The following is a 22849-nucleotide window of genomic DNA, read 5'->3' as shown; positions in this document are numbered from 1 at the left end:
CGCCGACGGCCCGCTGTCCCGGGCCTGCTGGCGTGTGCTCGGCGCAGCGGAACGGCTGATCGGCGTGCGGGCCGCCCGCACCGCGGCCGCCCTGACGCTGCGCATCGCAGCCCGGCGTCCCGGTAGCTACCTCAGGACGGCGCACCGGGTATCGCCGCGGCTGCGGGACGAGAGCCCGCGGCTGGTCAAGATCCCCGACCGGTGGTCCGAGATGCGGCCCGTGGTGCGCGTCCACCGCCTGGGTCTGCGCCTCGAGCTGGACCTCCGCGACAACCTGCAGGCCATCCTGTTCTACACGGGCACCTACGAGCCCGCGTTCCGCCGGCACCTGCTCCGGAACCTGCGCCGCGGCGACGTCGTCGCGGACATCGGGGCACACATCGGCGTGCACGCCCTCCCGACGGCGCGCAGGCTCCGCGAGCTCGGCGGTGGCACCGTCGTCGCCTTCGAGCCCGCCCACGACTCCGCCGCCAAGCTGCGTGCAGCGGCGTCGGTCAACGCGCTCGAGATCACCCTGGAACAGGCGGCCTGCAGCGACCGGCCAGGGCGACCCGCGCTCCACGCCGACCCCCGCTACTCACCGGCCGACGCGGGCGTGCGCTCGCTGCACGCCGACGGGCCGGCCGTGGGGCAGGTGCGGGCGGTCCGCTTCGACGACTGGGTGGCCGGCACGCCGGAGGGCAGCCGGCTCGCACGGCTCGACGTCGTCAAGCTCGACGTCGAAGGGCACGAGGCGGCCGCGCTGCGCGGCATGCGGGCGTCCCTGGCGCGCTGGCGGCCCCGCGCCGTCTACGTCGAGATCAAGGACGACTCGCTGGGCCGCAGCCCCACCTCTGACGCAGACCTCCGCGCCCTGCTGGCGGACCTCGGCTACCACAGCACCGGGGAGCAGTTCGACCACGACGAGCTCTTCGTCCCGATCGTGTCGGCACCCGGGACCGGGGCCGCCTCAGCCGGCGTCGACGTCCCGTAGCCGCGGACCGGCGCTGCGCGCCTGCGCAGCAGCGAGCAGGCCGATGACCGCGGACGCGTTGCGGATGCCGCCGTCGAACACCCGCTGGACGGCGTCGGCCAGCGGCACCCGCTCGACCGTCATGTCCAGCTCCTCGTGCTCGACGGTGAACCCGTCCGGCCGCGGGGCGTCGGTGAGCCCCTCGGCGAGGTACACCAGCACCAGCTCGTCGCAGAAGCCCGGCGTGCTGTAGGTGGTGGTCAGCAGCGACCAGCGCTCGGCGGCCAGCTGCACCTCCTCGGCCAGCTCCCGCTTCGCCGTCTCCAGCGGCGGCTCGCCGTCGGCGTCCCGGAGCCCGGCGGGCAGCTCCCACAGGTACTGCCCGACGGGGTGCCGGTACTGCCGGAGCAGCACCACCCGGCCGTCGTCGTCCAGCGCGACGACGGCCACCGCTCCGGGGTGGGTCACGACCTCGCGGACCGAGTCGCCACCCCCGGGCATGGCCACCGTGTCCCGGCGCAGCGAGACGACGTGCCCCTCGAAGACAGTCTCGCTGGCCAGCAGCCGGTAGTCGTGCCCGTCAGGCATCAGATGCCGACCTGCTGCGCCTCGTCGAGGACGACGGGCAGCCGGCCGGACTCCTGGTAGTCGACCGCGGCCTGGACGAAGCCGGCGAACAGCGGGTGCGGGCGGGTCGGCCGGCTCTTGAGCTCCGGGTGCGCCTGGGTGCCCACGAAGAACGGGTGCGCGTCCTTGGGCAGCTCGGCGAACTCGACCAGCGTCCCGTCCGGCGAGGTGCCGGAGAAGACCAGCCCGGCCTCGGTGAGCCGGTCGCGGTAGGCGTTGGCCACCTCGTAGCGGTGCCGGTGCCGCTCGGTGATCTCGGTCGAGCCGTACACGCCGGCGGTCACCGAGCCGTGCTGCAGCGTCGCCGGGTAGCTGCCCAGCCGCATCGTGCCGCCCATGTCCCGCGTGCCGGAGACGACGTCGACCTGCGTGGCCATCGTGGCGATGACGGCCTCGGGGGTCTCCGGGTCGAACTCGGTGGAGTTCGCCTTCTCCAGCCCGGCGACGTCGCGGGCGTACTCGATGACCATGCACTGCAGGCCCAGGCACAGGCCCAGGGTCGGGATGCCGTTGGTGCGGGTGTGCCGGATCGCGCCCAGCTTGCCCTCGATGCCGCGGACGCCGAACCCGCCGGGGATGCAGACGCCGTCGACGCCGGCCAGCGCCTTGGCCGCACCCTCGGGGGTCTCGCAGTCGTCCGAGGGCACCCAGCGGATCTGCACCCGGCTGCGGTGGGCGAAGCCGCCCGCGCGCAGCGCCTCGGTGACCGACAGGTAGGCGTCGGGCAGGTCGATGTACTTGCCGACCAGCGCGATGGTCACCGTCTGCTTCGGCGCGTGGACCCGGTCGAGCAGGTCGCCCCACACCGTCCAGTCGACGTCGCGGAAGGGCAGCCCGAGGCGGCGGACGACGTAGGCGTCCAGGCCCTCGCTGTGCAGCACCTTCGGGATGTCGTAGATCGACGGCGCGTCGGGGCAGGAGATGACCCCTTCGGCGTCGGTGTCGCACATCAGGCTGATCTTGCGCTTGAGGCCCTCGGAGATCTCCCGGTCCGAGCGGCAGACCAGCGCGTCGGGCTGGATGCCGATGCTGCGCAGGGCGGCGACCGAGTGCTGGGTCGGCTTGGTCTTCAGCTCCCCCGACGGCGCGATGAACGGGATCAGCGAGATGTGCAGGAAGAAGCAGTTGTCCCGGCCGATCTCGTGCCGCACCTGGCGGGCGGCCTCGAGGAAGGGCAGCGACTCGATGTCGCCGACGGTGCCGCCGATCTCGGTGATGACGACGTCGACCCGCTCGGGGCCCTCGGCCACGGCGGTGATCCGCGACTTGATCTCGTTGGTGATGTGCGGGATGACCTGCACGGTGTCGCCCAGGTACTCGCCGCGGCGCTCCTTGGCGATCACGTCGGAGTAGACCTGCCCGGTCGTCACGTTGGCGCGGCCGGACAGGTCGATGTCCAGGAAGCGCTCGTAGTGCCCGACGTCCAGGTCGGTCTCGGCGCCGTCCTCGGTGACGAACACCTCGCCGTGCTGGAACGGGTTCATCGTCCCGGGGTCGACGTTGAGGTAGGGGTCCAGCTTCTGCATGGTGACCCGCAGCCCGCGCGCGGACAGCAGCGCGCCCAGCGAGCTGGCGGTCAGGCCCTTGCCGAGGGAGGAGACAACCCCGCCGGTGACGAAGACGAACTTCGTCGGCTGGGAGTTGCGGAGGAGGCCGCGTGACGCGACGGATTCAGGCGTTCCAGACGGTCGATCCACGGGAGACGACCGTAACACGGTCCGGGTCGTCGTCCGGGCCGGAGTGGGCAGTGCCACGCGCGCCCTCCCCCGTCCCGGGGGTGTGCTCCGGCGGGGCTGCGGCCAGCCAGACGAGCAGGGGCACCAGCAGCGCGGCCGCCGTGGCCGGCAGCGCGACGCCCGAGTCGTTGACGGCCGCGCCGACGGTCAGGCTCAGCGCGGTGGCGAGCAGGCCGGCGCGCAGCACGCCGGCGTCGGCCGCGGGCAGGCCGGCGGGCGGGGTCCCGCCGGCGCTGCGCAGCAACCCGCCCGGGCGCAGCAGCCACACGGCGGCGACCAGGGCCACGGGGAGCATCCAGGCCAGCGGGCTGCCCAGGAGGATGTTGACGTTGGCCTGCGCCTTGCGGCTGATGACCGTCCAGGCCTCGCCGGTGAGCACCTGCTCGACGAACCGGCCGAGGTGGCTGCGCTCGGCGGCCGGCCCGGACCAGTCGAGGACGGCGATGCTGCCGACGGCGACCACCGCGGCGGCCAGGATCGCGGCGAGCCGGACCACCGTGACCCGCACCCGGGCCAGCAGCATCGCCAGCAGCAGGAAGCCGGGGAGCGCGGCCAGCACCCCGCCGAAGTCACGGCCGAGCGGCGGGGCACCGATGACGACGACGGTCACGGCCCCGGCGGCGAGGACCACCGCCCCCACCACGGTCCGCCGGCGCGCCTCGCGCACGCGACGGCCCACGGCGGTGGCGACGGCCGCGGTGACCAGCAGCGCGCTCACCGACAGCAGGCCGAAGCTGAGGTTGCCGTACCCGGTGAACCGCCCGGCGACGATGGCGCTGTAGCCGAGCAGGCCGTTGAGCTCCAGCCGGGAGCCGGTCAGCACGTCGCCGATCAGCGTGGCGAGCGTGACGGCGAGCAGGAACAGCGGCGGCCCCAGCCGGGCCCCGCGCCAGGGGCCGGCGGCGGCCAGCGCCGTCAGGACGGCGACGACCCCCGCCGTCGACACGGCCAGCGTGGCCAGCGGCGACCCGGAGCGCTCCCAGGGCACGACGTTGACCAGGTAGGTGGCCACGGGCAGCGCCGCGACCGCCAGGCAGGCCAGGCGCAGCGCCCGCCGGGCACCGCGGCCGGACCGCCCGCGGAGACCCTTCCCACGCGTCAGCCCGAGGACCAGGATCGCCGAGCCGACGAGGGCGGCTCCCGCGAGCACGACGAGCCAGAAGAAGTCCGCGACGTTGCGGTGGTGCACGGTGGCCGCGACGTTCATGTCCGCCAGCTGCTCCACCGCCGTGGCCAGCGCCGGCCGGTCCGGTGAGACGCGCAGCGGCTGCCCGTTCATCGAGGCCGGCACGTCCAGGTCCAGGGCGCGCAGCGCGGTGGGCGCCAGGTCGATGAGCTGCACGTAGGGCGCCCGGCCGGTGCTCGCCGAGCGCAGCCAGCCGGCGTCGGCGAACCCCGGCCCGGTGGCGATGCCGACGTGCAGCTGGGGGCGGCCGTCGTTGACCTCGGAGATGCCGGCGAGCAGCACGAGGGTCTCCCCCGGCAGCGTGTCGACCGCCGCGCGCAGCCGGCCCACCGACTCGTCGATGCGGGTCAGCGCGCCGGCTCGCGGGCGAGGTTCGGTGCCGTCGTCGGTCTGGTCGGCGCCGGGGGTGCCGGCCATCGTGAGCTGGTCCAGCGACAGCAGCGCCAGCGGGCAGCCGTCGAGGAAGGCGGCGAGCTCGGCCGGCTCGGCGGGCGGGGTGGGGACGCGGTCGAGCGACACCCCGGGTGCGGCGGCGGCGAGCGCGGCGGCCCGGCCCGCGACGGCGGCGCAGCCGACGCCCTCGCCCAGCGCCGCCGGCTCGGCGCCGAAGCGGGCGGTGCCCGGGTCGTCGGCGGTGCGCTGCACGGTCGCGGCCGGGTCCTCGAGCGCCACCGCGGCGATCCGCTCCTGCAGGCCGCAGTGCGACAGCGAGGTGTCCACCCGCGGCTCGGGCTCCTCGTCGCTGCCGGGGTCGGTGGCCGGCGGGTCGCCGGAGCCGTCGGGCACCGGCTCGCCGGGCCCCTCCTCGGGCAGGGGGACGGTGGGCAGCGGCACGGGAGGGAGGCCCTCGTCCGGGCCCGGGAACCGGGCGCGGTTGCCCGCGCCCAGGGTGGCCCAGCCGTCCAGCAGGCAGGTGGTGCCGCGGGCGGCCCGGACCGAGAGGGCGCCGATCGACCCCTCCTCGGCCATCGCCCACAGGTTCGGGGTCGTGTCGGGGTCGACGTCGGTCCAGACCAGGCCCGGCACGCCCACGACCACGACGCGGTCGACCGGCGGCGGATCACCCTCCGCCGCGGCGGCCGGAGGGGTCCAGCCGAGCAGGGCGGTCAGCAGCAGCACCAGCGGCAGCGCCCACCGCCGGGCGCTGCTCACCGCGGCGCTGCTTCCGGCGGCGCGGTCCCCGCCGCCCCGAGCAGCTCCCGGTAGACCGCGACGACGCGGCGCCCGGCCCCCTCCTCGTCGGGCCACCCCGAGGCCTGCCGCCGGCCCGCCTCGGCCAGCGCGGCGGCGTGCGCCGGGTCGGTGAGCACCCGCTCGAGGGCGTCGGCGAGAGCTCCGGCGTCACCGACGGGCACCAGCTCGGCGCCGTCGCCGACCAGCTCGGGGATGCCGCCCGCGCGGGTGGACACCAGCGGGGTCCCGGCGCGCAGCGCCTCCTGGGCGGTGAAGGGGCTGCCCTCCCACCGGGAGGGCAGCACGCACACGTCGGCGGCGCCGAGGAGGTCGGCGACGTCGCCGCGTCGGCCCAGCAGCACGACCGGCAGCCGCTCGGCGGCGATCCGGGCGGCCAGCTCGTCCTGCAGCGGCCCGTCGCCCGCGACGGCGAACAGCGGCGCGGACTCCCGGCCGGCCCAGCGACCGACGGCGTCGAGGAGCACGTCGTAGCCCTTCTGCGGGTGCAGCCGGCCCACCGCGACCACCAGCGGCTTGCCGTCGGGGACGCCGAGGTCGGCGCGCACCTCCGCGCTCCCGCGCTGCGCGGGAGCCAGCGGCGGGGCCAGCGCCGGGGCCACCCGCACGTCGCGGGCGCCGGCGCTCCGGGCGTTCGCGGCGAGGTCGCTGGAGACGGCCAGGACCAGGTCGGCGCCGCGGACGGTCACCCGCTCCAGCGCCTGCATCGCTGCGCGCAGCCGGCCGCCGCCCTCCTGGAGGGCGTTGTGCAGCGTGAGCACCAGCGGGGGCCGCGGCCGCCCCGGCAGGCGCAGCGCCGTCGCGGCGACGAGGCCGGCCCGCAGCCCGTGGGCGTGCACCAGGTCGGCACCGGCCAGGGCGCGCCGGAGCGCGAGGACGGCGCGCGCGTCGGCGACCGGTGCCAGCCCGTTGGAGATCCCGACCGGCGTGAAGTCGGCACCGGTCGCGGTGAAGCCGAACAGCTCCTCGGTGGCCGGGGCGCCGCACACCCCGACGTCGGCGCCCGCCTCGCGCACCACCGGCAGCAGCGCCCGGACGTGCGTGCCCACGCCGCCGGCGCTGGTGGCGAGCACCTCGACGACGCGGCGACCAGCGAGCGGCGGCCGCTCAGCCACGGTGCACCTCCTGCCGGTCGGGGGCGCGCAGGGCGCGCAGCGCGGCGGTCAGCGGGCCGCGCGCGGTACCCATCATGACCGCCGCGGCGACCAGGAGCACGACCGCCGCGACGAGCACCCCCGCGCCGACGGCGGCGAGCACACCCGCCGACGGGACCGGGTCGGCACCCAGGGCGCGGGCGACGGCGAGGCCTGCGGCGGTGCCCGCCGCCGCGCCCAGCAGGGCCGCGCCACCCGCGTGCGCGACACCGGTCAGGGCCGCCGGCCCGTTGACCCTGGCGACCACCACGAGCAGCCCGACCCCGGCGACGGTCACGCCCAGGGTGTGCCCGAGCCCGAGGGCGAGGGCGCGGTCGGCCGGGTCGAGCGCCCGGGCCAGCGCGATGTCGGCCGCGACGGCGACCAGCCAGCCCCCGACCACGCAGGCGGTCGGCGCCTTCCACAGCCCCTGCGCGTAGAGCGCGCGGGTGAGCAGCGCGACCAGCCCGTAGCCCACGAGCCCGGGCGCGAACGCGATGGTCGTGTCCCGCAGCGCGGCCACCGCGGCGTCGGACCCGGAGGCCAGGAAGACGCGCGCCATGGGCCCGGCGACGGCGGCGAGCAGCCCCGCGGCCACGGCGGAGGCGGCGACGGTGAGGACCGCGACGGGGGCGAGCGCCCGGGCGAACCCCGGGGCGTCGCCGGCGTCGGCGCGCTCGGTGAGCCCGGGGTAGGCCGACGTCGCCAGCGGCACCGCCAGCGCCGCCCACGGCACCAGGAAGAGGGTCAGGCCCGCGGCGTAGACGACCTGGGTGCCGTCCGGGACGCCGTCGTTGGCCAGCCGGATGGCGACCGCCGCGACCAGCTGCTGGCCGGCGAGGGTGAGCACCCCGGCCACCGCCAGCCGGCGCACCCGCGGCGCAGCACCGACCGGGAAGCGCAGCGCCGGCCGCAGCCCCAGGCCGAGCCTGCGCACCGGGAGGAGCAGGCTGAGGCTCAGCGCCACCACGCCGAGCGTCGTCCCGACGCCCAGCACCAGCTCCGCGGGCGTGGACAGCGAGCCGACGTCGCGGCCGCCGTCCAGGGCGGCGAAGACGAGGTAGGCGATCGCGACCACGACGCTCGACAGCAGCGGCGCCAGCGCCGGGGCGGAGAAGCGCCGGTGCGCCTGCAGCACGCCGGCCAGCACGATGCCGATGCCGTAGAGCACCACCTGCGGGGCGAAGACCACCAGGAAGCGGGCGGCGAGGTCGGTCTCGTCTCGGTCGCCGTCGCCGAGCAGCAGCCGCGCGACGGGCTCGGCGCACAGCGCGAGGAGCACCGCCAGCGGGGTCAGGACGAGCAGGGTCCAGCCCAGCAGCGCCGAGGCCGTGCGGCGGACCTGCTCCCGGTCGCCGGCCGCGATGCCACCGGCCAGCATCGGCACGACCAGGCTGGCCAGCGCTCCCCCGGCGACGACCTCGAAGACGATGTTCGGGACGGTGTTCGCCGCCTGGTAGGTGTCGCCGGTGCTGTCGGCGCCCACCGCGTTCGTGAACACGAGGGTGCGGCCGAAGCCGGCCACGCGGGCCAGCAGGGTCAGCACGGCGATCAGCGCCGCGGCGCCCGCGACCCCCTGGACGACCGTGCGGCGGGTCACGAGGTCCGGCGGCCGAGCCGGTCCAGGTCCCGGAGGCCGGGGGTCGCCTCGATGACGGAGGTGAAGCTGACCTTCTCGCTGGCCAGGGTGAGCGCGACGATGCCGGCGAGCAGCCCGGCGCGGCGCCCGCGGGAGGGGGCGGCGGCCAGCCGCAGGCCCAGCAGCGCGCCGAGCGCGTTGGCCCCGCCGTCGCCGAGCATGACCCGCTCGCCGAGGTCGGCCGGGAGCACCGCGAGGGTCGCGCCGAGCGGGCCGGCGACCAGCGGCCCGGCGGGGCCGCCGAGCGTGGCGGCGGCGGCGAGGACGCCGGCCTTCGCCGCCCGTCCGGGGCGCAGGTCCAGCAGGTTGACCAGGTTCGCGGTGCCGGCGACGAGCCCGGTGGTGAGGACGGCGTCGGTCAGCGCCCCGGCGCCGCGGCCGCGCGCGGTGAGCAGCGCGGCGACCGCCCCGGCGGCACCGATCCCCGCCACCTTGACCGCTCCGGCGGAGACCCGCCCCGCGCGCAGCGCCCGCAGGTGACCGGCCAGGCCCTTGTCTCGGGCCTGCTCCGGACGGGCGCCGGCCAGGTCGTCGTAACCGCCGACCAGCCCGGAGACCCCGCCGACGACCGCCGCCGCGGTGCGCAGCCCCGCCGGGGCGCCCAGGACGCCGGTGGCCGTGGCGGCCACGGCGAGCGCGGGCCCGCCGAGCAGGGTCACCGGCCGACCGGCGTAGTTGGTGCGGCGCCACGGCGCGCCGGCGTCGGTGGAGGACAGCGCCCCGGCCGCGGCGAGCGCCGCCCGCCCGGCCGCCGCGCCGGCGAGCACCAGCCCGGCGCGGTCCCGGGCGGAGGACCGCCGGGTCACGGGGTCGCGGGGGCCAGCGGCGGCACCGGCTGGGTCTCCTCGCCGGTGCCGTAGGCACCCGAGGTGCCCTCGGCCTCCGCGCGCAGGGCCAGGACGGTGCTGATCCGGCCGGCCGGGGACCCGAGGTTGTCGACCGTGGAGACGGCGGCGGAGACGGCCGGGTCGTCGCGCACCACGCCGATCAGCCCGTCCTCCCGGGCGGCGACGGCGTCCCCGGCGACGACCGCGCCGGAGCCGCCCGCGTCCAGGGCGGTGACCAGTTCCACGAGGGTCTCGTTGCGCTCGGCCGCCTGCTCGCCGGTGAACTCACCGGCGGTGAGCACGAGGGCGAGGTTCGCCGGGCTCACCGAGTCGCTGTCGGTGCTCAGGACGTCCAGCGCCGGCAGGCCGGCCAGGACCGACGACGTCGCCGCGGTGTCCGGGGCGACCCCGCCCGGCGGCACCATGAGCACCTGGGCCAGCAGCGAGCCGATGAGCTGGCCGGCGTCCTCGACGTCGGGCAGCGTGATCCCGGCGGGGAGGCCGGACCCGGTGGCGTAGCTGAGCAGGCTCGACTCCGACGAGGGGTCGGTGTACTCGGGGGTCAGGCTGATCCGGCCGCTGACGCTGCCGCCGGCGTCGGTGATCAGCGTGCTGACCTCCTCGACGTCCTCGTCCTCGACCTCCTCGCTGGCGACCACGAGGAGCACGCTCTGGCCGGTCAGCGCGCCACCGATGAGCGCCGGGGCGACGGCGGTCTCGAAGGCGTCGGAGGTGTCGAGCTCGCCCTGCAGCGACCGGGTGGAGTCCTCCAGCGCCCGCTTGTCCTGCTCGAGGGCGTCCACCTGGGCCTCGAGGCGGTCGAGGATCGGCCCGTTGAGCTGGGTGGTGCCCACGACGATCCCGAGCGCCACCGCCAGGAAGACGGCGATCAGCGAGACCAGGTGGTAGCGGAAGTCGATCACGAGAAGAGGTTCTCCAGCCAGAACACGAAGCTGTTCCATTGGTCGAGCAGCAGGTCGAAGTAGACCCGCCCGGCCGCCGACACCGCGAGGGTGGCGCCGATGGCGACGAAGGCCGCGAGCACGAGCACGACGAGGGCGGCCGTGGAGATGCGGCTGCGGTAGAGCCGGCTGACGCCCTTGGCGTCGACCAGCTTGCCGCCCAGCCGCAGCCGGGTGAGGAAGGTCGAGGCCATGCCGCCGCGGCCCTTGTCGAGGAACTCCACGAGGGTGGCGTGCGTGCCGACGGCGACGATGAGCTTGGCGCCCTTCTCGTCGGCCAGGAGCATCGCGATGTCCTCGCTGGTGGCGGCCGCCGGGAAGGTGATGGCGTCGACGCCGAGCTCCTGCACCCGGGGCAGGCCGGGGGCCCGCCCGTCCGGGTAGGCGTGCACGACGACCTCGGCGCCGGAGGTCAGCGAGGCGTCGCTCACCGAGTCCATGTCGCCGATGATCATGTCGGGCTGGTACCCGGCCTCGATGAGCGCGTCGGCGCCCCCGTCGACGCCGATGAGCACCGGCCGGTAGTCGCGGATGTAGGACCGCAGGGCGTGCAGGTCCTCCTTGTAGTCGTAGCCCCGGACGACGATCAGCACGTGGCGGCCGTCGATCGGCGTGGTCACGTCCGGCACGCCCACGCCGTCGAGGAGCAGCGCGCGCTCGCGCTTCATGTACTCCATCGTGTTGGCCGCGAAGGCCTCCAGCTGGGTGGACAGGCCCGCGCGCGCCTCGGCCATCGACGCGGCGACCCGCTCGGCGTCCTGCGCCACGCCGCTGGCGACGACGGTGCCGTCCTCGGTGCGCAGCTCGCCGTCGACCAGGCGGACCGCGGTGCCCTCCTTGAGGGCGGCGAACACGTCGCGGCCGACGTCGTCGAGCAGCGGGATGCCGGCGTTCACCAGGATCTCGGGGCCCAGGTTGGGGTAACGGCCGGAGATGCTGGGCGCGGCGTTGACGACGGCGGCGACCTTGCAGTTGACGAGCGCGTCGGCGCTGACCCGGTCGATGTCGACGTGGTCGATGACGGCGATGTCGCCGGGACGCAGCCGCTTGGTGAGGTTCTTCGTGCGGCGGTCCAGCCGGACGGTCCCGCCGATGCCGGGCCCCGACTCCTGTGCCCGGCCACGTCCGAGGGTGCCGATGCGCATGACCTCCATGCTTTCACGCACGCGTCACCGGCCGTTCCTCCGACGCGCGAGTGCGATGTTCCAGTCACGCACAGTGCACGACACCGCGGGGCGCGCGACACGCCAGCAACGGCGCCGTCGGTGCATGCGCGGGACCGTTACCGACTCGTGACTAGCGTTGCGCACGTGACTGGAGTGGCCCGCGCAGTGCCCCGTACCGACCCTCTTCCCCCCGTTCCGGCGGCGCCGGCGGCCGAGCCCGCGCCCCCGGTCCCCTCGCCGCTGATCAGGGCGTTCCCGACGGCACCCCCGCCGTCCGAGGCTCCCGCGGAGGGCTCGACCACCGCCCCGGGGACGGCCGGTGCGCCCTCGGGCGGCCCGGGAGCCGGTGCGGCCGCCGCACCGCCCCGCGAGGGCGACGCCGACGCCGCACGGCGCGCCGCCCGCGCCCCCGGGAGACGTGAGCAGCGTTACCAGGAGACACGGGCGCGGATCGTCGACGCGGCCGCGGAGCTGTTCGCCGAGCGGGGCTTCGACGCGGTGAGCGTGGTGGAGATCGCCCGGCGCGCCGGCGTCGTGGAGAAGACGGTCTTCAACCACTTCCCGGTGAAGGAGGGCCTGGTCTTCGACGCCGACCCGCCGATGCGCGAGGCGCTGCTGGAGGCGGTGCGCACCCGCCCGTCCGGCGAGTCGGTGTCCGCGGCGGCGGGCAGCTTCGTCGTCGCAGCGGTCGGGTTGCTCGGCGCGCCGGAGGCGGCCGAGGGCGTCGGGCGGATGGCGCGGGTCATCCGCGGCAGCCGCACGCTGCAGGTGCGCGAGCGCGAGATCCTGGGCGAGCTCACCGACGCGCTGGCCGGCCTCATCGCCGAGGAGACGCGGGCGTGGCCGGGCCAGGTGGAGCCGTGGCTGGCCGCGCACGCCGTGCTGGGCCTGTACGCCTCGCTGCTCGAGCTGGCGCGCGACCGGGTGCTCGCCGGGGTCAGCGGCCCGGAGCTCTCGGGCGAGCTGCGCCGCCAGGGCCGCCGCGGGCTGGCCCTGCTGCAGTTCGGTCTCGCCGGCTACGCGAAGCGGCGTTAGCCGGCCGACGGTGCGGGGCCGCAGGGCCCCGCACCGTCAGAGCTGCAGCGCCTTGAGCAGCTGGTCGGCGCGGTCGCCGGGGACGGCAGGGTCCCGGGTGAACAGCGCGACGGCGACCATGTACTCGTCCTCCCCGGCCCAGCCGCGCCCGTCGGCGACGAGCTGCCGGATGTGGTGGCGCACCTTGGGCTCGCTGCTGTAGGTGCCGTAGTCCAGGCCCATGGCCAGGAAGTTCGCCACCCGGTAGCCGGCGTCCTCGGCGGTGCGCACCGTGGCCACCGGGTCCGAGTAGCTGGCGACGGCGGCGATCACGTTGTCGTAGCCGCTCTTGAGCAGCTGCAGCACCAGGTCGTTGCCGTGCACGCCGCCCCAGAGCTCGGGCATGAGGATGTCGCGGTCGGGGGCCGGGATGTAGGGCGGGTTGGAGATCACGGTGGTGACCTGCGGCCCGCCCGAGGAGTCGGCCTGGTCGAAGAAGTCGCCCAGCTCCACGGTGTAGCGGTCGGCGACGCCGCGGGCGCGGATGTTCTCGCGGGCCTTCTCGACCGAGGGCTCGCTGATGTCGAAACCACGCACGCGGAGCCCCGAGAGGCTCGCGACGACGTCGGCGATGGCGGTGGCGTCGCCGCTCCCCAGCTCGACGACCCCGTCGCGCTCCCAACCGAGCTGCTCGCGGTAGTGCTCGAGGAGCATGCACACGGAGAAGCCGTAATGAGCCGACTCGTCGGCCGAGGAGAAGCAGGTCACCGGCCACCCCTACCCCGCAGATAGGTCGTGCACGCCCGGATCACCCGACCGGGCACCCATCGTTCAGCCGCGCGCCTCCGCGGCGACGGCGAGCAGCTCCCGGGCGTGGGCCTGACCGGTGTCGCTGTCGGCGAGGCCGGAGAGCATGCGGGCCAGCTCGCGCACCCGGTCGTCGGCCTCGACCGCCCGGATGTCGGTGGCGGTGACCCCGGCTCCGGTGTCCGGCGACTTGTCGACGACGAGGTGCGTGTCGGCGAAGGCGGCGACCTGGGCAAGGTGCGTGACGACGACGACCTGGTGCTGGCGGGCCAGCCGCGCCAGCCGTCGGCCGATCTCGCCCGCGGCCTGGCCGCCGACGCCGGCGTCCACCTCGTCGAACACCATGACCGGCACGGGGTCGGCTCCGGCGAAGACGACCTCGATGGCGAGCATCACCCGCGAGAGCTCTCCGCCCGAGGCGCCCTTGTGCACGGGGCGCGCCGGCGCCCCGGGGTGGGCGGCGAGCAGCAGCGCGACCTGGTCGATGCCGTCGGGCCCGGGCTCGGCGGGGTCGCTCTCGATCGAGAAGGAGACGCGGGCGCTCTTCATCGCCAGGCCGGCCAGCTCGCGGCCCACCTCGTCGGCGAACCCCTCGGCGGCCGCGCGCCGCCCGGCGGAGATCTCGGCGCCGAGCGCGTCGACCTCGGCCCGGGCGGCGTCCCGCTCGGCGGCGAGCTGGTCGAGGGCCTCGTCGGAGACGTCCAGGGCCGACAGCCGCTCGCGGGCGTCGGCCGCCCAGGCGAGCACCCCGGCCAGCCCCTCCCCCACGTCGGCGTACTTGCGGACCAGCCCGGTGATCAGCGCCCGCCGGTCCATGACCTCGGCCAGGCGCGCCGGGTCGGCGTCCAGGTCGGCGACGTACCCGGCGAGCTGCCCGGCGACGTCGGACACGACGGCGACGGCGTCCGCCAGGTCCTGCGCGAGCATGACCAGGGTGGGGTCGTCGGAGCCGGCCAGCGCGCGCTCGGCGATGGCCAGCGCCGCCGTGGCGTCCTGGGGGACCTCGCCCCCGCCGAGGTCACCGGTCACGTCCCCGATGAGCGCCATGCGCGCCTCGTCGGCGGCGGCCCGCAGGGCGTCGGCGTCGCTGAGCCGCTTCACCTGCGTGTCCAGCGCCTCGTCCTCGCCGGGCTCCGGGCCCGCGGCGTCGATCTCCTCCAGGCCGTGCCGCAGCACGTCGGCCGCCTGGGCGAGCTCCCGGGCCTGCGTGCGCCGGCGGTCCAGCTCGGCGGCCGCCGACCGCCAGCGGTCGTGGGCCGCGCGGTAGCGCTCGAGCAGGGACAGGTGCGCAGGTCCCGCGTAGCGGTCCAGCGCGCGGCGCTGCTCGGCCGGGCGGGACAGCCGCAGCTGGTCGGTCTGCCCGTGGACGGCGAGCAGGCTCTCGGCCAGCTCGGAGACGACGCCGACCGGCACGCTGCGCCCGCCCAGGTAGGCCCGGGAGCGGCCCTCGGCGCTCACGGTGCGGGCCAGGATGAGGCTGCCGTCGTCGTCGGGGTCGGCGCCGGCGTCGGCCGCGCGCTGCCACACCGGCGCGTCGGCGGGCAGCGCCAGGCGGCCCTCCACGCCGGCGCGGCCGTTGGCGCGCACCCGGCCGGGATCGGCGCGCCCACCGAAGAGCAGCGTCAGCCCGGTCACGACCATCGTCTTGCCGGCACCGGTCTCGCCGGTGACCACCGTGAGGCCGGGCCCGAACTCCAGCGTGACGTCGTCGATGGCGCCCAGGCCGCGGATGCGGAGCTCCGTCAGCCGCCCGGGCCCGCCGGCCGCGGGACCCGCGTCGGACACCGCCGCCGCAGCGGGCCGCTCAGGTGTCGTCGCGCGGGCCGGCACCGGCCGCCTCCCCTCCGGCCACGGCGGACCCGTCGCCACCGACGACCCCGCGGGTCAGGACGTTCCGGCTGGTCGTCAGCTCGTGGCCGGGCCCGGCGTGGCGGGCGTCCCGGAAGCCGCGCACCGGCAGGCCGAACTTCGCGACCAGCCGGTCGCCGAAGGTCGAGGCGTGCACGCGGGCGATGCGCACCGGCCGGGAGGCCTTGCGGACGTCCACCCGCCCGCCGTCGGGGACGACGACCATGCGGCGCCCGTCAGCGGCGACCCGGGCGCGGTTGCCGTCGGCGGGGATCGAGACGGTGAGCACCGAGTTGGGCGAGGTCACCAGGGGCCGGGCGAAGAGCGCGTGGGCGTTGGTCGGCACGAGCAGCAGCGCCTCGACGTCGGGCCACACGACCGGCCCGCCGGCGGAGAAGGCGTAGGCCGTCGACCCCGTCGGGGTCGCGCACAGCACCCCGTCGCAGCCGAAGCTGGTCAGCGGCCGGCCGTCGATGGAGATGACGACGTCGAGGACGCGGGAGCGCTCGGCCTTCTCGACCGACACCTCGTTGAGCGCCCACGTGCCGCCGACCACCGCGCCGTCGGCGTCCAGCACGTCGACCTCGATGGCCAGGCGTTCCTCGACGGAGTACTCGCAGCCCTCGATGGCCTGGAGGGTCTCCTCGACGGCCTCGGGCTCGGTCTCGGCGAGGAAGCCGACCCGGCCGAGGTTGACGCCCATGAGCGCGGCGTCGGTGTAGCGGGCCAGCTCGGCGGCGCGCAGGAAGGTGCCGTCCCCGCCGAAGACCATGACGATCTCGGTGTCGTGCGCGGCCTCGGCGTCGGCGGGCACGACCTCCGCGCCGCTGATCCCGAGGTCGCGGGCCTCGTCCTCGAGCAGGCGAACGACGATGCCGCCGGCCTGCAGGCGCGCCGCGGAGCTCTGGGCCAGCGCGACGATGTCGCGCCGCCCGGTGTGCACGGTCAGCAGGACGCGCCGCTGCGGGGCGCTCCCGCCCTCGCTGGTCGAACTCACTGCGGTCCCTCCTGGACTGCTCGACGGACGTCGTCCTCCTGCGCCGGCGCCGCGTCGCGACGCAGCCAGAGGAAGAACTCCACGTTCCCGGCCGGGCCGGGCAGCGGGCTCGCGACCACCCCGGCGGTCCCCCACCCGAGCGCCTGCGCCGCGGCGGCGACCTCCAGGACGGCGCCGACCCGGTGCTCGGGGTCGCGCACGACGCCACCGGCGCCGAGCCGTTCGCGGCCCACCTCGAACTGCGGTTTCACCATGGGCAGCAGGTCGGCGTCCGGGCCGGCGCACCCGGTGAGCGCCGGCAGCACCAGGCGCAGCGAGATGAACGACAGATCGGCGACGACGAGGTCGACCGCGCCGTCGATCGCCTCGGGGGTCAGGGTGCGCACGTTGGTGCGCTCGTGCACCCGGACCCGCTCGTCGGTGCGCAGCGACCAGGCGAGCTCGCCGTAGCCGACGTCGACCGCCACGACCTCGGCGGCGCCGCGGTCGAGCAGCACCTCGGTGAAGCCGCCGGTCGAGGCGCCCGCGTCGAGCGCGCGGCGCCCCTCGACCGCGACCGGGAACGCCTCCAACGCGCCGAGCAGCTTGTGCGCCCCCCGGGAGACCCAGCTGGGCCGGTCCGGGTCGGTGCGCACCACGACGGGATCGCCGGCGTCGACGCCGGTCGCGGGCTTGGTCGCGGCCCGGCCCGAGACGGCGACCCGCCCCTCCGCGATGAGCGCCACGGCGTGCTCGCGGGAGCGGGCGAGGCCCCGGCGCACGAGCTCGGCATCGAGTCTGCGACGGGCCATCAGAGCTGGTCGATCGTGCCGAGCTCGCGCTGGAGCCGACCGTGCTCGGCCTCGAAGACGGCGACGTGCTCGGCGACGGGACGCTGCTCCAGGCCGGCGAACCGGTCCTCGGTCGTCGCCTCCTCCGCGGCGGGCGGAGCCGGGCGCGGCGGACCCGGCACGGGTCGCTGCGGACTCGGCTCGGTCATCGTCCTGCCTCTCGCGCTGGGGCCGCCGGCGGCCGGCGGAGCGTCGCCCGCGTGCCGCCGCCTGCCGGTCGGGCACCGTCCGGGTGCTGCGCCGAGGTTACCGGTCAGCGCCGACGGGGCACGGCGCGACGGAGGCCGGACGCTACCGTCTGGCGCCCGCAACGTACCGACGTCGGCAGGAGAGTCCCCCGCGTGGCCACGATGGATCAGTGCCTGACCGCCCTCCGGGGCATCCTCGGCGACCTGGCGTCCAACCCGGCCGCCGCCGGTCTGGACCGGAGCCTGTCCTGCCGGTTGACCGACCTCGACCAGGTGGTCGTGGGCCGGCTGGCGTCCGGCGCTGTGCACGACCTGCAGGTGATCCCGGACGGCCCCTCGGTGGCCAAGGCCGACATCCGCCTGACGATGACCAGCGACGACCTCGTCGCGCTCACCGCCGGGCAGCTCTCCTTCGGCTCGGCGTGGGCGACCGGCCGGGTCAAGCTCGAGGCCGGCCTGCGCGACATGCTGCGCCTGCGCAAGCTGCTCTGACCGCGTCCGGCTGACAGGCGCCCGCACTCAGCCGTCGGCCAGCCCCCACGCGCGCAGGGCCGCGGTCGCGGCCGCCCCCTCCCCGAGGACGCGTGCCGGCGCTCCCTGCCCGGGGTGCCGGGCCCAGTGCGCCACGCACAGTGCACGCAGCCCGTCGAGCCCGTCTTCCGGGGACGTCCCGGCGCCGACGCGCCCGGGGTCCACGAGCAGCAGGACGTCGCTCTCACCGGTCCGGGCTTCCCAGGTCCCGCAGCGCCATCCGGTGCTCGTGCCGGCGACCGCCGGGTGGGCCGTCAGCAGCCCGCCGGCGTCGGGCGCGAGGTGGTCGGGACGCTGCACCGGCGGGGCGGCGAGCAGCGTCCGCGGATCCGTGACCCCGGAGAACACCAGCAGGCTGGCAGCCCCGGCCCGCCGGGCGCCCTCGATGTCGGTGTCGAGCCGGTCGCCGACGACGAGCGGCCGAGCCGCCCCGGTGCGGCGCACGCACTCGGCGTGCATCGCCGGATCGGGCTTGCCGGTGACGAGCGGTTCCTGCCCCGTGACGGCGCGGACCACCCCGACCATCGCCCCGTTGCCGGGCAGCGGCCCGCGCGGCGAGGGGATGGTGGCGTCGGCGTTCGTGGCGACGTGCCGGGCGCCGTTGCGCACGGCCACCACCGCCTCGGCCAGCTGCGCCCAGCCCACCTCCCGGCCGTAGCCCTGCACGACCGCGGCGGGCCCGTCCTCGGCCCGCTCGACGACGACCAGGCCCGCGGCCCGCATCGCCGTCGCAACGCCCGGGCCGCCGACGGCGAGGATCCGGGCGCCGGGGCCCAGCAGCTCGGCCACGACCGTCGCGGCCGCCTGCGAGCTGGTGATGACGTCCGCGGCGTCGGCCGCGATGCCCAGCTCGGTGAGGTGCTCTGCGACGTCCTCGGGGGTCCGGGCGGCGTTGTTGGTGACGAAGCCCAGGCGCATGCCGGCGCGCCGCACCGCCTGCAGCGCCTCGGGCACCCCGGGCACCGCGTCCGGCCCGACGTAGACCACGCCGTCGAGGTCGAGCAGGGCGACGTCGTGGGCCGCGGTGAGCGGGGACGCCGACCCGGCGGCCAGGGGCGGTACGGGGCTGGTGCCGGTCATCGCTGTCGTTCTCCTCGCGCTCGATCGTGCGGCTGCGGCGCCCCGGGGTGGCGCTCCTACGATCTCGTCGTGCCCCCGTCGTCGCCGGACCGCCGCCCGTCCGATCCCGCGACCGGTCTCGACGTCCGCCCTTTCCGGGCGCTGACCTACCGGGTGCAGGACCCCGGGCACCTCGCCCGGGTGAGCTCACCGGCCTACGACCTGGTCACCGCCTCGGGACGGGAGCGCCTCGCCGGTCTCCACCCGCACAACATCGTGCACCTCATCCTGCCCGAGGCCGGCGAGCCCGCCGAGGCCGCGCCGCCGACCCCCGACGGCGGACCCCGCTGGGTCGGCCGGGCCGCACGGCTGCTGGGCGCCTGGGAGCGCGAGGGTGTCCTGGTCCGGGACGACTCCGCCGCGCTGTGGGTGTACGAGCTGCAGCCCTCCGGCGGCGGCCCCGCCACCGTCGGCTGGCTCGGTGCCGTGGCGCTCCCACCTCCCGGCTCCGCCGCCGTGCTGCCCCACGAGGACACCTTCCCGGCTGCGGTCGAGGGACGGCGGGCTCTGCTGGCCGCGACGCGCACCGACCTCGAGCCGATCGTGCTCGCCCACGACCGCGACGCCGACGTCGCGGCCCTCACCGATCGGGCCCGGGAGGGCGACCCGACCCTGCAGGTGCTCGACGACGACGGGGTGCTGCACCGGCTGTGGCGGGTCACCGACACGGCGCTGGTCGCCGAGGTCGTGGACGCGCTGAGCCGCACCGGCGCGGTCATCGCGGACGGGCACCACCGCTTCGCCGCCGCCCGCGCGCACCAGCGCACCGACCCGGGCTGCCCCGGCTGCGACGCCGTGCTCGCGCTGCTGACGCCCATGGGACCCGGCGGGTTGCGGGTGGCCGCCATCCACCGGGTGGTCCCCGACCTGGCGCTCGACGACGCCGCACACGCCGCCGCGGCGGGCTTCACCGTGAGCGAGGTCCCGGTGCCCGAAGGTCCGGACCGACCGGGCGCTCTCGCGGACGCCGTGCGGGCGTGGTCGGCCGACTCCGGCGGGACGGGCTACCTGATCAGCGACGGGATCCGGCTGCTGCACCTCGGCCAGCCCGAGGCGCCGGTCCGGGCGCTGGTCCCCCCGGAGGCGCCGGCCGCGTGGCGAGGTCTGGACGTCGTCCTCGCGCACAAGGGGCTGATCGAGGGCCTGTGGCACCGGCCGGACGAGCCGGACGGCGTGCTCATCGCGCACACCGTCGAGGAGGCGCTGCAGACCGCGGCCGAGCGGGCCGGCGTCGCCCTGCTGCTGCGCCCTCCGTCGCCGGCCGACGTCGCCGCGGTGGCACGGGCGGGGGCCCGCATGCCGCGGAAGTCGACCCTGTTCGTGCCGAAGCCGCGCACCGGCCTGGTCCTGCGGCCGCTCGCCGACTGAGAAGCTCACGCGGTCCGCTCCCCCGCCGTCCCTGCGGCGCGGGGCACCTTCCGGCCGCGCCGGCAGTTCACCTCGCAGACCGAGGCGGTGCCTGACCCGGTGCGCCAGAAGCGACGCTGCAGCGCGCCCTCCACCTCGACGACGTCCCCGGGCTGCCAGGCCGCGACCCGCCGTTGCAGCGCCTTGTCGTAGGTGATGCAGCTCAGCACGTCGACCGACTGACCGCGGGCACGCGGTTCGGGCCGGCGCACCACCAGGCGGAAGCTCACCAGGGTGTCGCCGCTGGGCAGCGTGCGCACCTCCGCCGGTGCGGACAGCCGTCCGCGCAGCACCACGTCGTTCCGGTCGATCACAGCCACGCTCATGCACCGAGCCTGGACGGGCGGCCGCCCCCGGCCCAGGGGCGACCGCCATCTGTGGATCCGGGCGGCGGGTGTGGACGACCCGCCGCCGGTCGTCAGCGGTCCGTGCTGTCCGACCCGTCCTCGGTCGTGCTTCCGGCGACGTCCTCACCGGACTCGCCGAGCAGCTCGGCCACCTCGGCCTCCACCTCGTCCTGGAAGGATCGACCCGCCGTGGGGAAGGTGCCGTCCGCGTCGGGCCCGTCGCCGGCGGGGGCCTCGATCTCGGCCTCGATGGCTGCCTCGACCGTCTCCGCGTCGTCGAGCTCGTCCTCGTCGTCCTCGAGCTCGGCGAGGTCGGTGAACTCCACGGAGTCGGCCAGCGCCTCCGGGTCCAGGGCGGTCACGGCGTCGTGCCACTGCTGGGCCAGCGCCTCCTCACCCTGGGCGTGCAGCAGGTCGGCGTAGGCGGCAGCGAAGCGCAGTCCGATCTCGTCGCCCTCGCGCAGCGACTCCGTGGTCGGGCGTCCACCCATGGCGGCCTCCAGGACGAGACGCGCGGCGGCGTCCTCGCCGAGGTCCCGGCGGGCGCCCGCCTCGACGAGCCGCAACTCCGCGAGCTCCTCCTCGCCGGGGGACTCGGTGAGCGCCTCGGCCACCAGCCGCAGGGCGACCTCGGGGCGCCCCAGGGCGCGCTCGCAGTCGGCCAGGACGGCACGGTAGCCGTGGTCGCCGCTCATCCGCCGGTACGCGCGCAGCTCGCGGGCAGCCTCGGCGTAGTCGCCGGCATGGTAGGCCGCGATGCCGACCGCCTCGCGGACCAGCGCGACGCGCGACGCGCGGTCGCGAGCGGCCCGGGCGTGGGCCAGCGCTGCGTCCGGGTCGTCCTCGACCAGCGAGCCGGCGGCGACCAGGTGTGCGGCGACCTTGTCGACGCCGCGGGGGTCGAGCCCGCGCAGCGCGGAGCGGACAGCCGGGTCGAGGTCGCGCGGGTCGGCCCACTCGGGGATGTCCGGACCGGGGGGCAGCGGCGGACGACGGTCGGTGCGCTCGGCCGGCCCCGGCCGCCGCTCGCCACCACCACGGCGGTCGTCGGACGGACGGCGATCGCGCCAGCCGCCACCCTGGGGACGATCGCGCTGCGGGCGGTCACCGGACGGGCGCCGGTCCTGCCAGCCGCCACCCTGGGGACGAGCGCCCTGCGGGCGGTCACCGGACGGGCGCCGGTCCTGCCAGCCGCCACCCTGGGGACGGTCCCGCTGCGGGCGGTCACCGGACGGGCGCCGGTCCTGCCAGCCGCCACCCTGCGGACGATCGCCCTGCGGGCGGTCACCGGACGGGCGCCGGTCCTGCCAGCCGCCACCCTGCGGACGGTCCCGCTGCGGGCGGTCACCCTGCGGGCGGTCACCGGACGGACGTCGGTCCTGCCAGCCGCCACCCTGCGGACGGTCCCGCTGGGGGCGGTCACCCTGAGGACGCCGGTCCTGCCAGTTACCACGCTCGGGGCGGTCACCCGAGGGCCGCCGGTCCTGCCAGCCACCAGCCTGCGGACGATCACGCTGCGGCCGGTCACCCTGCGGGCGCCGGTCCTGCCAGCCCCCACGCTGGGGGCGATCGCCCGCCGGCCGACGGTCCTGCCAATTGCCACCCTGCGGACGGTCACCGGACGGGCGCCGGTCCTGCCAGGCGCCTCCCTGCGGACGGTCGCGCTGGGGCCGATCCCCCGTAGGGCGACGGTCCTGCCAGTTGCCGCCCTGAGGGCGGTCCCGCTGCGGGCGGTCGCCAGCGGGTCGGCGGTCCTGCCAGCCGCCGCGATCGTCACGTGACGCTCCGCCGCTACGGCCGCCACTGCCCGAGGACCGGTCAGCCGGGCGTCCCCGCTGGGCCGACGGTCCACCGCGGTCCTCCGACGTGCGCCCCGCTCCGCCCCGTTCGCCCCGCTCAGCGAAGTAGCGGGCGTCGCGGTCGCTCTGCGGACGTGCGGGCCGGTCGCCGCCGCCCGAGCGCCCACCGGCCACACCTCGCGCAACGCCGGGACGGCCCGAGGCGCCGGCCGGGCGCTGCGCCCGGGCGCCAGGTCGGCCGGATCCTGCGGAGCGTCCGTTGCCGGAGCCGCGCGGGCCGTCGGAACCGCGTCGCGGAGAAGTCATGTCTTCGGGGTACCTCATAGAATAGCGGCGCACTCGCACAAGCCGCCGGGTGCTGACATGCGGACAACGCGAACGGGGGCCAGAGCCTGTGGCTCTGACCCCCGTTCGGTAATGGTTGTCCGGCGGCGTCCTACTCTCCCACCCCGTCTCCAGGGCAGTACCATCGGCGCTGAAAGGCTTAGCTTCCGGGTTCGGAATGTGACCGGGCGTTTCCCTCTCGCCATGGCCGCCGTAACT

At 76.5% G+C, this 22849-nt stretch carries 21 protein-coding genes and 1 rRNA gene; 5 read left to right on the top strand and 17 right to left on the bottom strand.

Annotated features, from left to right (window positions below; translation table 11 throughout):
• Positions 1–34: 34 nt before the first annotated feature.
• Positions 35–973, top strand: coding sequence for an FkbM family methyltransferase (locus tag ACI79H_RS09015; RefSeq protein WP_456554034.1), 939 nt, complete (start codon positions 35–37; stop codon positions 971–973).
• Here ACI79H_RS09015 and ACI79H_RS09010 read toward each other — a convergent pair.
• The 8 genes from ACI79H_RS09010 to steA are packed head-to-tail and all read right to left on the bottom strand — an operon-like array spanning position 950 to position 11398.
• The gene (locus ACI79H_RS09010; protein ID WP_456554033.1) at positions 950–1540 is read right to left on the bottom strand and encodes an NUDIX domain-containing protein; all 591 of its coding nucleotides are present in this window, start codon (positions 1538–1540) and stop codon (positions 950–952) included. The genes ACI79H_RS09015 and ACI79H_RS09010 overlap by 24 nt on opposite strands.
• Complete coding sequence (locus tag ACI79H_RS09005) at positions 1540–3276, bottom strand: CTP synthase (RefSeq protein WP_456554032.1); 1737 nt, start codon at positions 3274–3276, stop codon at positions 1540–1542. The genes ACI79H_RS09010 and ACI79H_RS09005 overlap by 1 nt, the downstream gene beginning before the upstream one ends.
• The gene (locus ACI79H_RS09000; RefSeq protein ID WP_456554031.1) at positions 3251–5653 is read right to left on the bottom strand and encodes a hypothetical protein; all 2403 of its coding nucleotides are present in this window, start codon (positions 5651–5653) and stop codon (positions 3251–3253) included. Before ACI79H_RS09000 ends, ACI79H_RS09005 begins: the two co-directional genes overlap by 26 nt.
• Positions 5650–6807: a glycosyltransferase family 4 protein gene (locus ACI79H_RS08995; RefSeq protein ID WP_456554030.1), complete on the bottom strand. Its 1158-nt coding sequence runs from the start codon at positions 6805–6807 to the stop codon at positions 5650–5652. Before ACI79H_RS08995 ends, ACI79H_RS09000 begins: the two co-directional genes overlap by 4 nt.
• Positions 6800–8425: a murein biosynthesis integral membrane protein MurJ gene (gene murJ / locus ACI79H_RS08990; RefSeq protein WP_456554029.1), complete on the bottom strand. Its 1626-nt coding sequence runs from the start codon at positions 8423–8425 to the stop codon at positions 6800–6802. The genes ACI79H_RS08995 and murJ overlap by 8 nt, the downstream gene beginning before the upstream one ends.
• A complete protein-coding gene (locus tag ACI79H_RS08985; RefSeq protein ID WP_456554028.1) occupies positions 8422–9270 on the bottom strand; it encodes a hypothetical protein in 849 nt (282 codons plus the stop codon). Before ACI79H_RS08985 ends, murJ begins: the two co-directional genes overlap by 4 nt.
• Positions 9267–10214, bottom strand: a complete 948-nt coding sequence (locus ACI79H_RS08980) for a copper transporter (RefSeq protein ID WP_456554027.1) — start codon at positions 10212–10214, stop codon at positions 9267–9269. The genes ACI79H_RS08985 and ACI79H_RS08980 overlap by 4 nt, the downstream gene beginning before the upstream one ends.
• On the bottom strand, positions 10211–11398 hold the full coding sequence (gene steA, locus ACI79H_RS08975) for a putative cytokinetic ring protein SteA (protein WP_456554026.1): 1188 nt from the start codon (positions 11396–11398) through the stop codon (positions 10211–10213). Before steA ends, ACI79H_RS08980 begins: the two co-directional genes overlap by 4 nt.
• 165 nt (positions 11399–11563) lie before the next feature.
• On the opposite strand from steA, the gene ACI79H_RS08970 reads away from it, so the two are divergent.
• Positions 11564–12454 carry a TetR/AcrR family transcriptional regulator gene (locus tag ACI79H_RS08970; protein ID WP_456554025.1) on the top strand — a complete coding sequence of 297 codons (891 nt, stop codon included), beginning with the start codon at positions 11564–11566 and terminating at the stop codon, positions 12452–12454.
• A gap of 36 nt (positions 12455–12490) precedes the next feature.
• Here ACI79H_RS08970 and ACI79H_RS08965 read toward each other — a convergent pair whose 3' ends face one another.
• From ACI79H_RS08965 to ACI79H_RS08945, 5 genes are all read right to left on the bottom strand, one after another.
• Positions 12491–13201: a methylase gene (locus ACI79H_RS08965; RefSeq protein ID WP_456554024.1), complete on the bottom strand. Its 711-nt coding sequence runs from the start codon at positions 13199–13201 to the stop codon at positions 12491–12493.
• Positions 13202–13264: 63 nt separating this feature from the next.
• The gene (gene recN / locus ACI79H_RS08960) at positions 13265–15025 is read right to left on the bottom strand and encodes a DNA repair protein RecN (protein WP_456554023.1); all 1761 of its coding nucleotides are present in this window, start codon (positions 15023–15025) and stop codon (positions 13265–13267) included.
• Positions 15026–15044: 19 nt separating this feature from the next.
• Complete coding sequence (locus ACI79H_RS08955; RefSeq protein ID WP_456554022.1) at positions 15045–16085, bottom strand: NAD kinase; 1041 nt, start codon at positions 16083–16085, stop codon at positions 15045–15047.
• Positions 16082–16876 carry a TlyA family RNA methyltransferase gene (locus tag ACI79H_RS08950; protein WP_456554021.1) on the bottom strand — a complete coding sequence of 265 codons (795 nt, stop codon included), beginning with the start codon at positions 16874–16876 and terminating at the stop codon, positions 16082–16084. Before ACI79H_RS08950 ends, ACI79H_RS08955 begins: the two co-directional genes overlap by 4 nt.
• Positions 16876–17064, bottom strand: a complete 189-nt coding sequence (locus ACI79H_RS08945) for a hypothetical protein (RefSeq protein WP_456554020.1) — start codon at positions 17062–17064, stop codon at positions 16876–16878. Before ACI79H_RS08945 ends, ACI79H_RS08950 begins: the two co-directional genes overlap by 1 nt.
• A 201-nt stretch (positions 17065–17265) precedes the next feature.
• On the opposite strand from ACI79H_RS08945, the gene ACI79H_RS08940 reads away from it, so the two are divergent.
• Complete coding sequence (locus tag ACI79H_RS08940) at positions 17266–17595, top strand: alkyl sulfatase C-terminal domain-containing protein (RefSeq protein ID WP_456554409.1); 330 nt, start codon at positions 17266–17268, stop codon at positions 17593–17595.
• Between the two features lie 27 nt (positions 17596–17622).
• On the opposite strand, the gene ACI79H_RS08935 is transcribed toward ACI79H_RS08940, so the two are convergent.
• Complete coding sequence (locus ACI79H_RS08935) at positions 17623–18714, bottom strand: HAD-IIA family hydrolase (RefSeq protein WP_456554019.1); 1092 nt, start codon at positions 18712–18714, stop codon at positions 17623–17625.
• Between the two features lie 69 nt (positions 18715–18783).
• Between ACI79H_RS08935 and ACI79H_RS08930 the strand changes: the two genes are divergently transcribed.
• The gene (locus ACI79H_RS08930; protein ID WP_456554018.1) at positions 18784–20121 is read left to right on the top strand and encodes a DUF1015 domain-containing protein; all 1338 of its coding nucleotides are present in this window, start codon (positions 18784–18786) and stop codon (positions 20119–20121) included.
• Between the two features lie 5 nt (positions 20122–20126).
• On the opposite strand, the gene ACI79H_RS08925 is transcribed toward ACI79H_RS08930, so the two are convergent.
• Together ACI79H_RS08925 and ACI79H_RS08920 are read right to left on the bottom strand one after the other, a co-directional pair.
• Positions 20127–20486 (bottom strand): single-stranded DNA-binding protein, encoded by a 360-nt coding sequence (locus ACI79H_RS08925; RefSeq protein WP_456554017.1) that lies wholly within the window; start codon positions 20484–20486, stop codon positions 20127–20129.
• A gap of 92 nt (positions 20487–20578) precedes the next feature.
• Positions 20579–21202 carry a hypothetical protein gene (locus ACI79H_RS08920; protein WP_456554016.1) on the bottom strand — a complete coding sequence of 208 codons (624 nt, stop codon included), beginning with the start codon at positions 21200–21202 and terminating at the stop codon, positions 20579–20581.
• Between the two features lie 48 nt (positions 21203–21250).
• Here ACI79H_RS08920 and ACI79H_RS08915 point away from each other — a divergent pair, with 48 nt between their 5' ends.
• On the top strand, positions 21251–22288 hold the full coding sequence (locus tag ACI79H_RS08915) for a hypothetical protein (protein WP_456554015.1): 1038 nt from the start codon (positions 21251–21253) through the stop codon (positions 22286–22288).
• Positions 22289–22729: 441 nt separating this feature from the next.
• Here ACI79H_RS08915 and rrf read toward each other — a convergent pair.
• Positions 22730–22846 (bottom strand): 5S ribosomal RNA (gene rrf / locus ACI79H_RS08910).
• Positions 22847–22849: the final 3 nt, after the last annotated feature.

The sequence above is a fragment of the Blastococcus sp. SYSU D01042 genome, from assembly GCF_054050515.1.
This window is presented reverse-complemented; position numbering and strand designations above follow the sequence as displayed.

Excerpts from the sequence above, each read along its gene's own strand:
- ACI79H_RS08950 (WP_456554021.1), bottom strand. The coding sequence starts at position 16,876 with ATGGCCCGTCGCAGACTCGATGCCGAGCTCGTGCGCCGGGGCCTCGCC.
- ACI79H_RS08935 (WP_456554019.1), bottom strand. The coding sequence starts at position 18,714 with ATGACCGGCACCAGCCCCGTACCGCCCCTGGCCGCCGGGTCGGCGTCC.
- ACI79H_RS08920 (WP_456554016.1), bottom strand. The coding sequence starts at position 21,202 with ATGAGCGGCGACCACGGCTACCGTGCCGTCCTGGCCGACTGCGAGCGC.
- steA (WP_456554026.1), bottom strand. The coding sequence starts at position 11,398 with ATGCGCATCGGCACCCTCGGACGTGGCCGGGCACAGGAGTCGGGGCCC.
- ACI79H_RS08915 (WP_456554015.1), top strand. The coding sequence starts at position 21,251 with ATGGTAGGCCGCGATGCCGACCGCCTCGCGGACCAGCGCGACGCGCGA.
- ACI79H_RS09010 (WP_456554033.1), bottom strand. The coding sequence starts at position 1,540 with ATGCCTGACGGGCACGACTACCGGCTGCTGGCCAGCGAGACTGTCTTC.
- ACI79H_RS08925 (WP_456554017.1), bottom strand. The coding sequence starts at position 20,486 with ATGAGCGTGGCTGTGATCGACCGGAACGACGTGGTGCTGCGCGGACGG.
- ACI79H_RS08940 (WP_456554409.1), top strand. The coding sequence starts at position 17,266 with ATGGATCAGTGCCTGACCGCCCTCCGGGGCATCCTCGGCGACCTGGCG.
- ACI79H_RS08945 (WP_456554020.1), bottom strand. The coding sequence starts at position 17,064 with ATGACCGAGCCGAGTCCGCAGCGACCCGTGCCGGGTCCGCCGCGCCCG.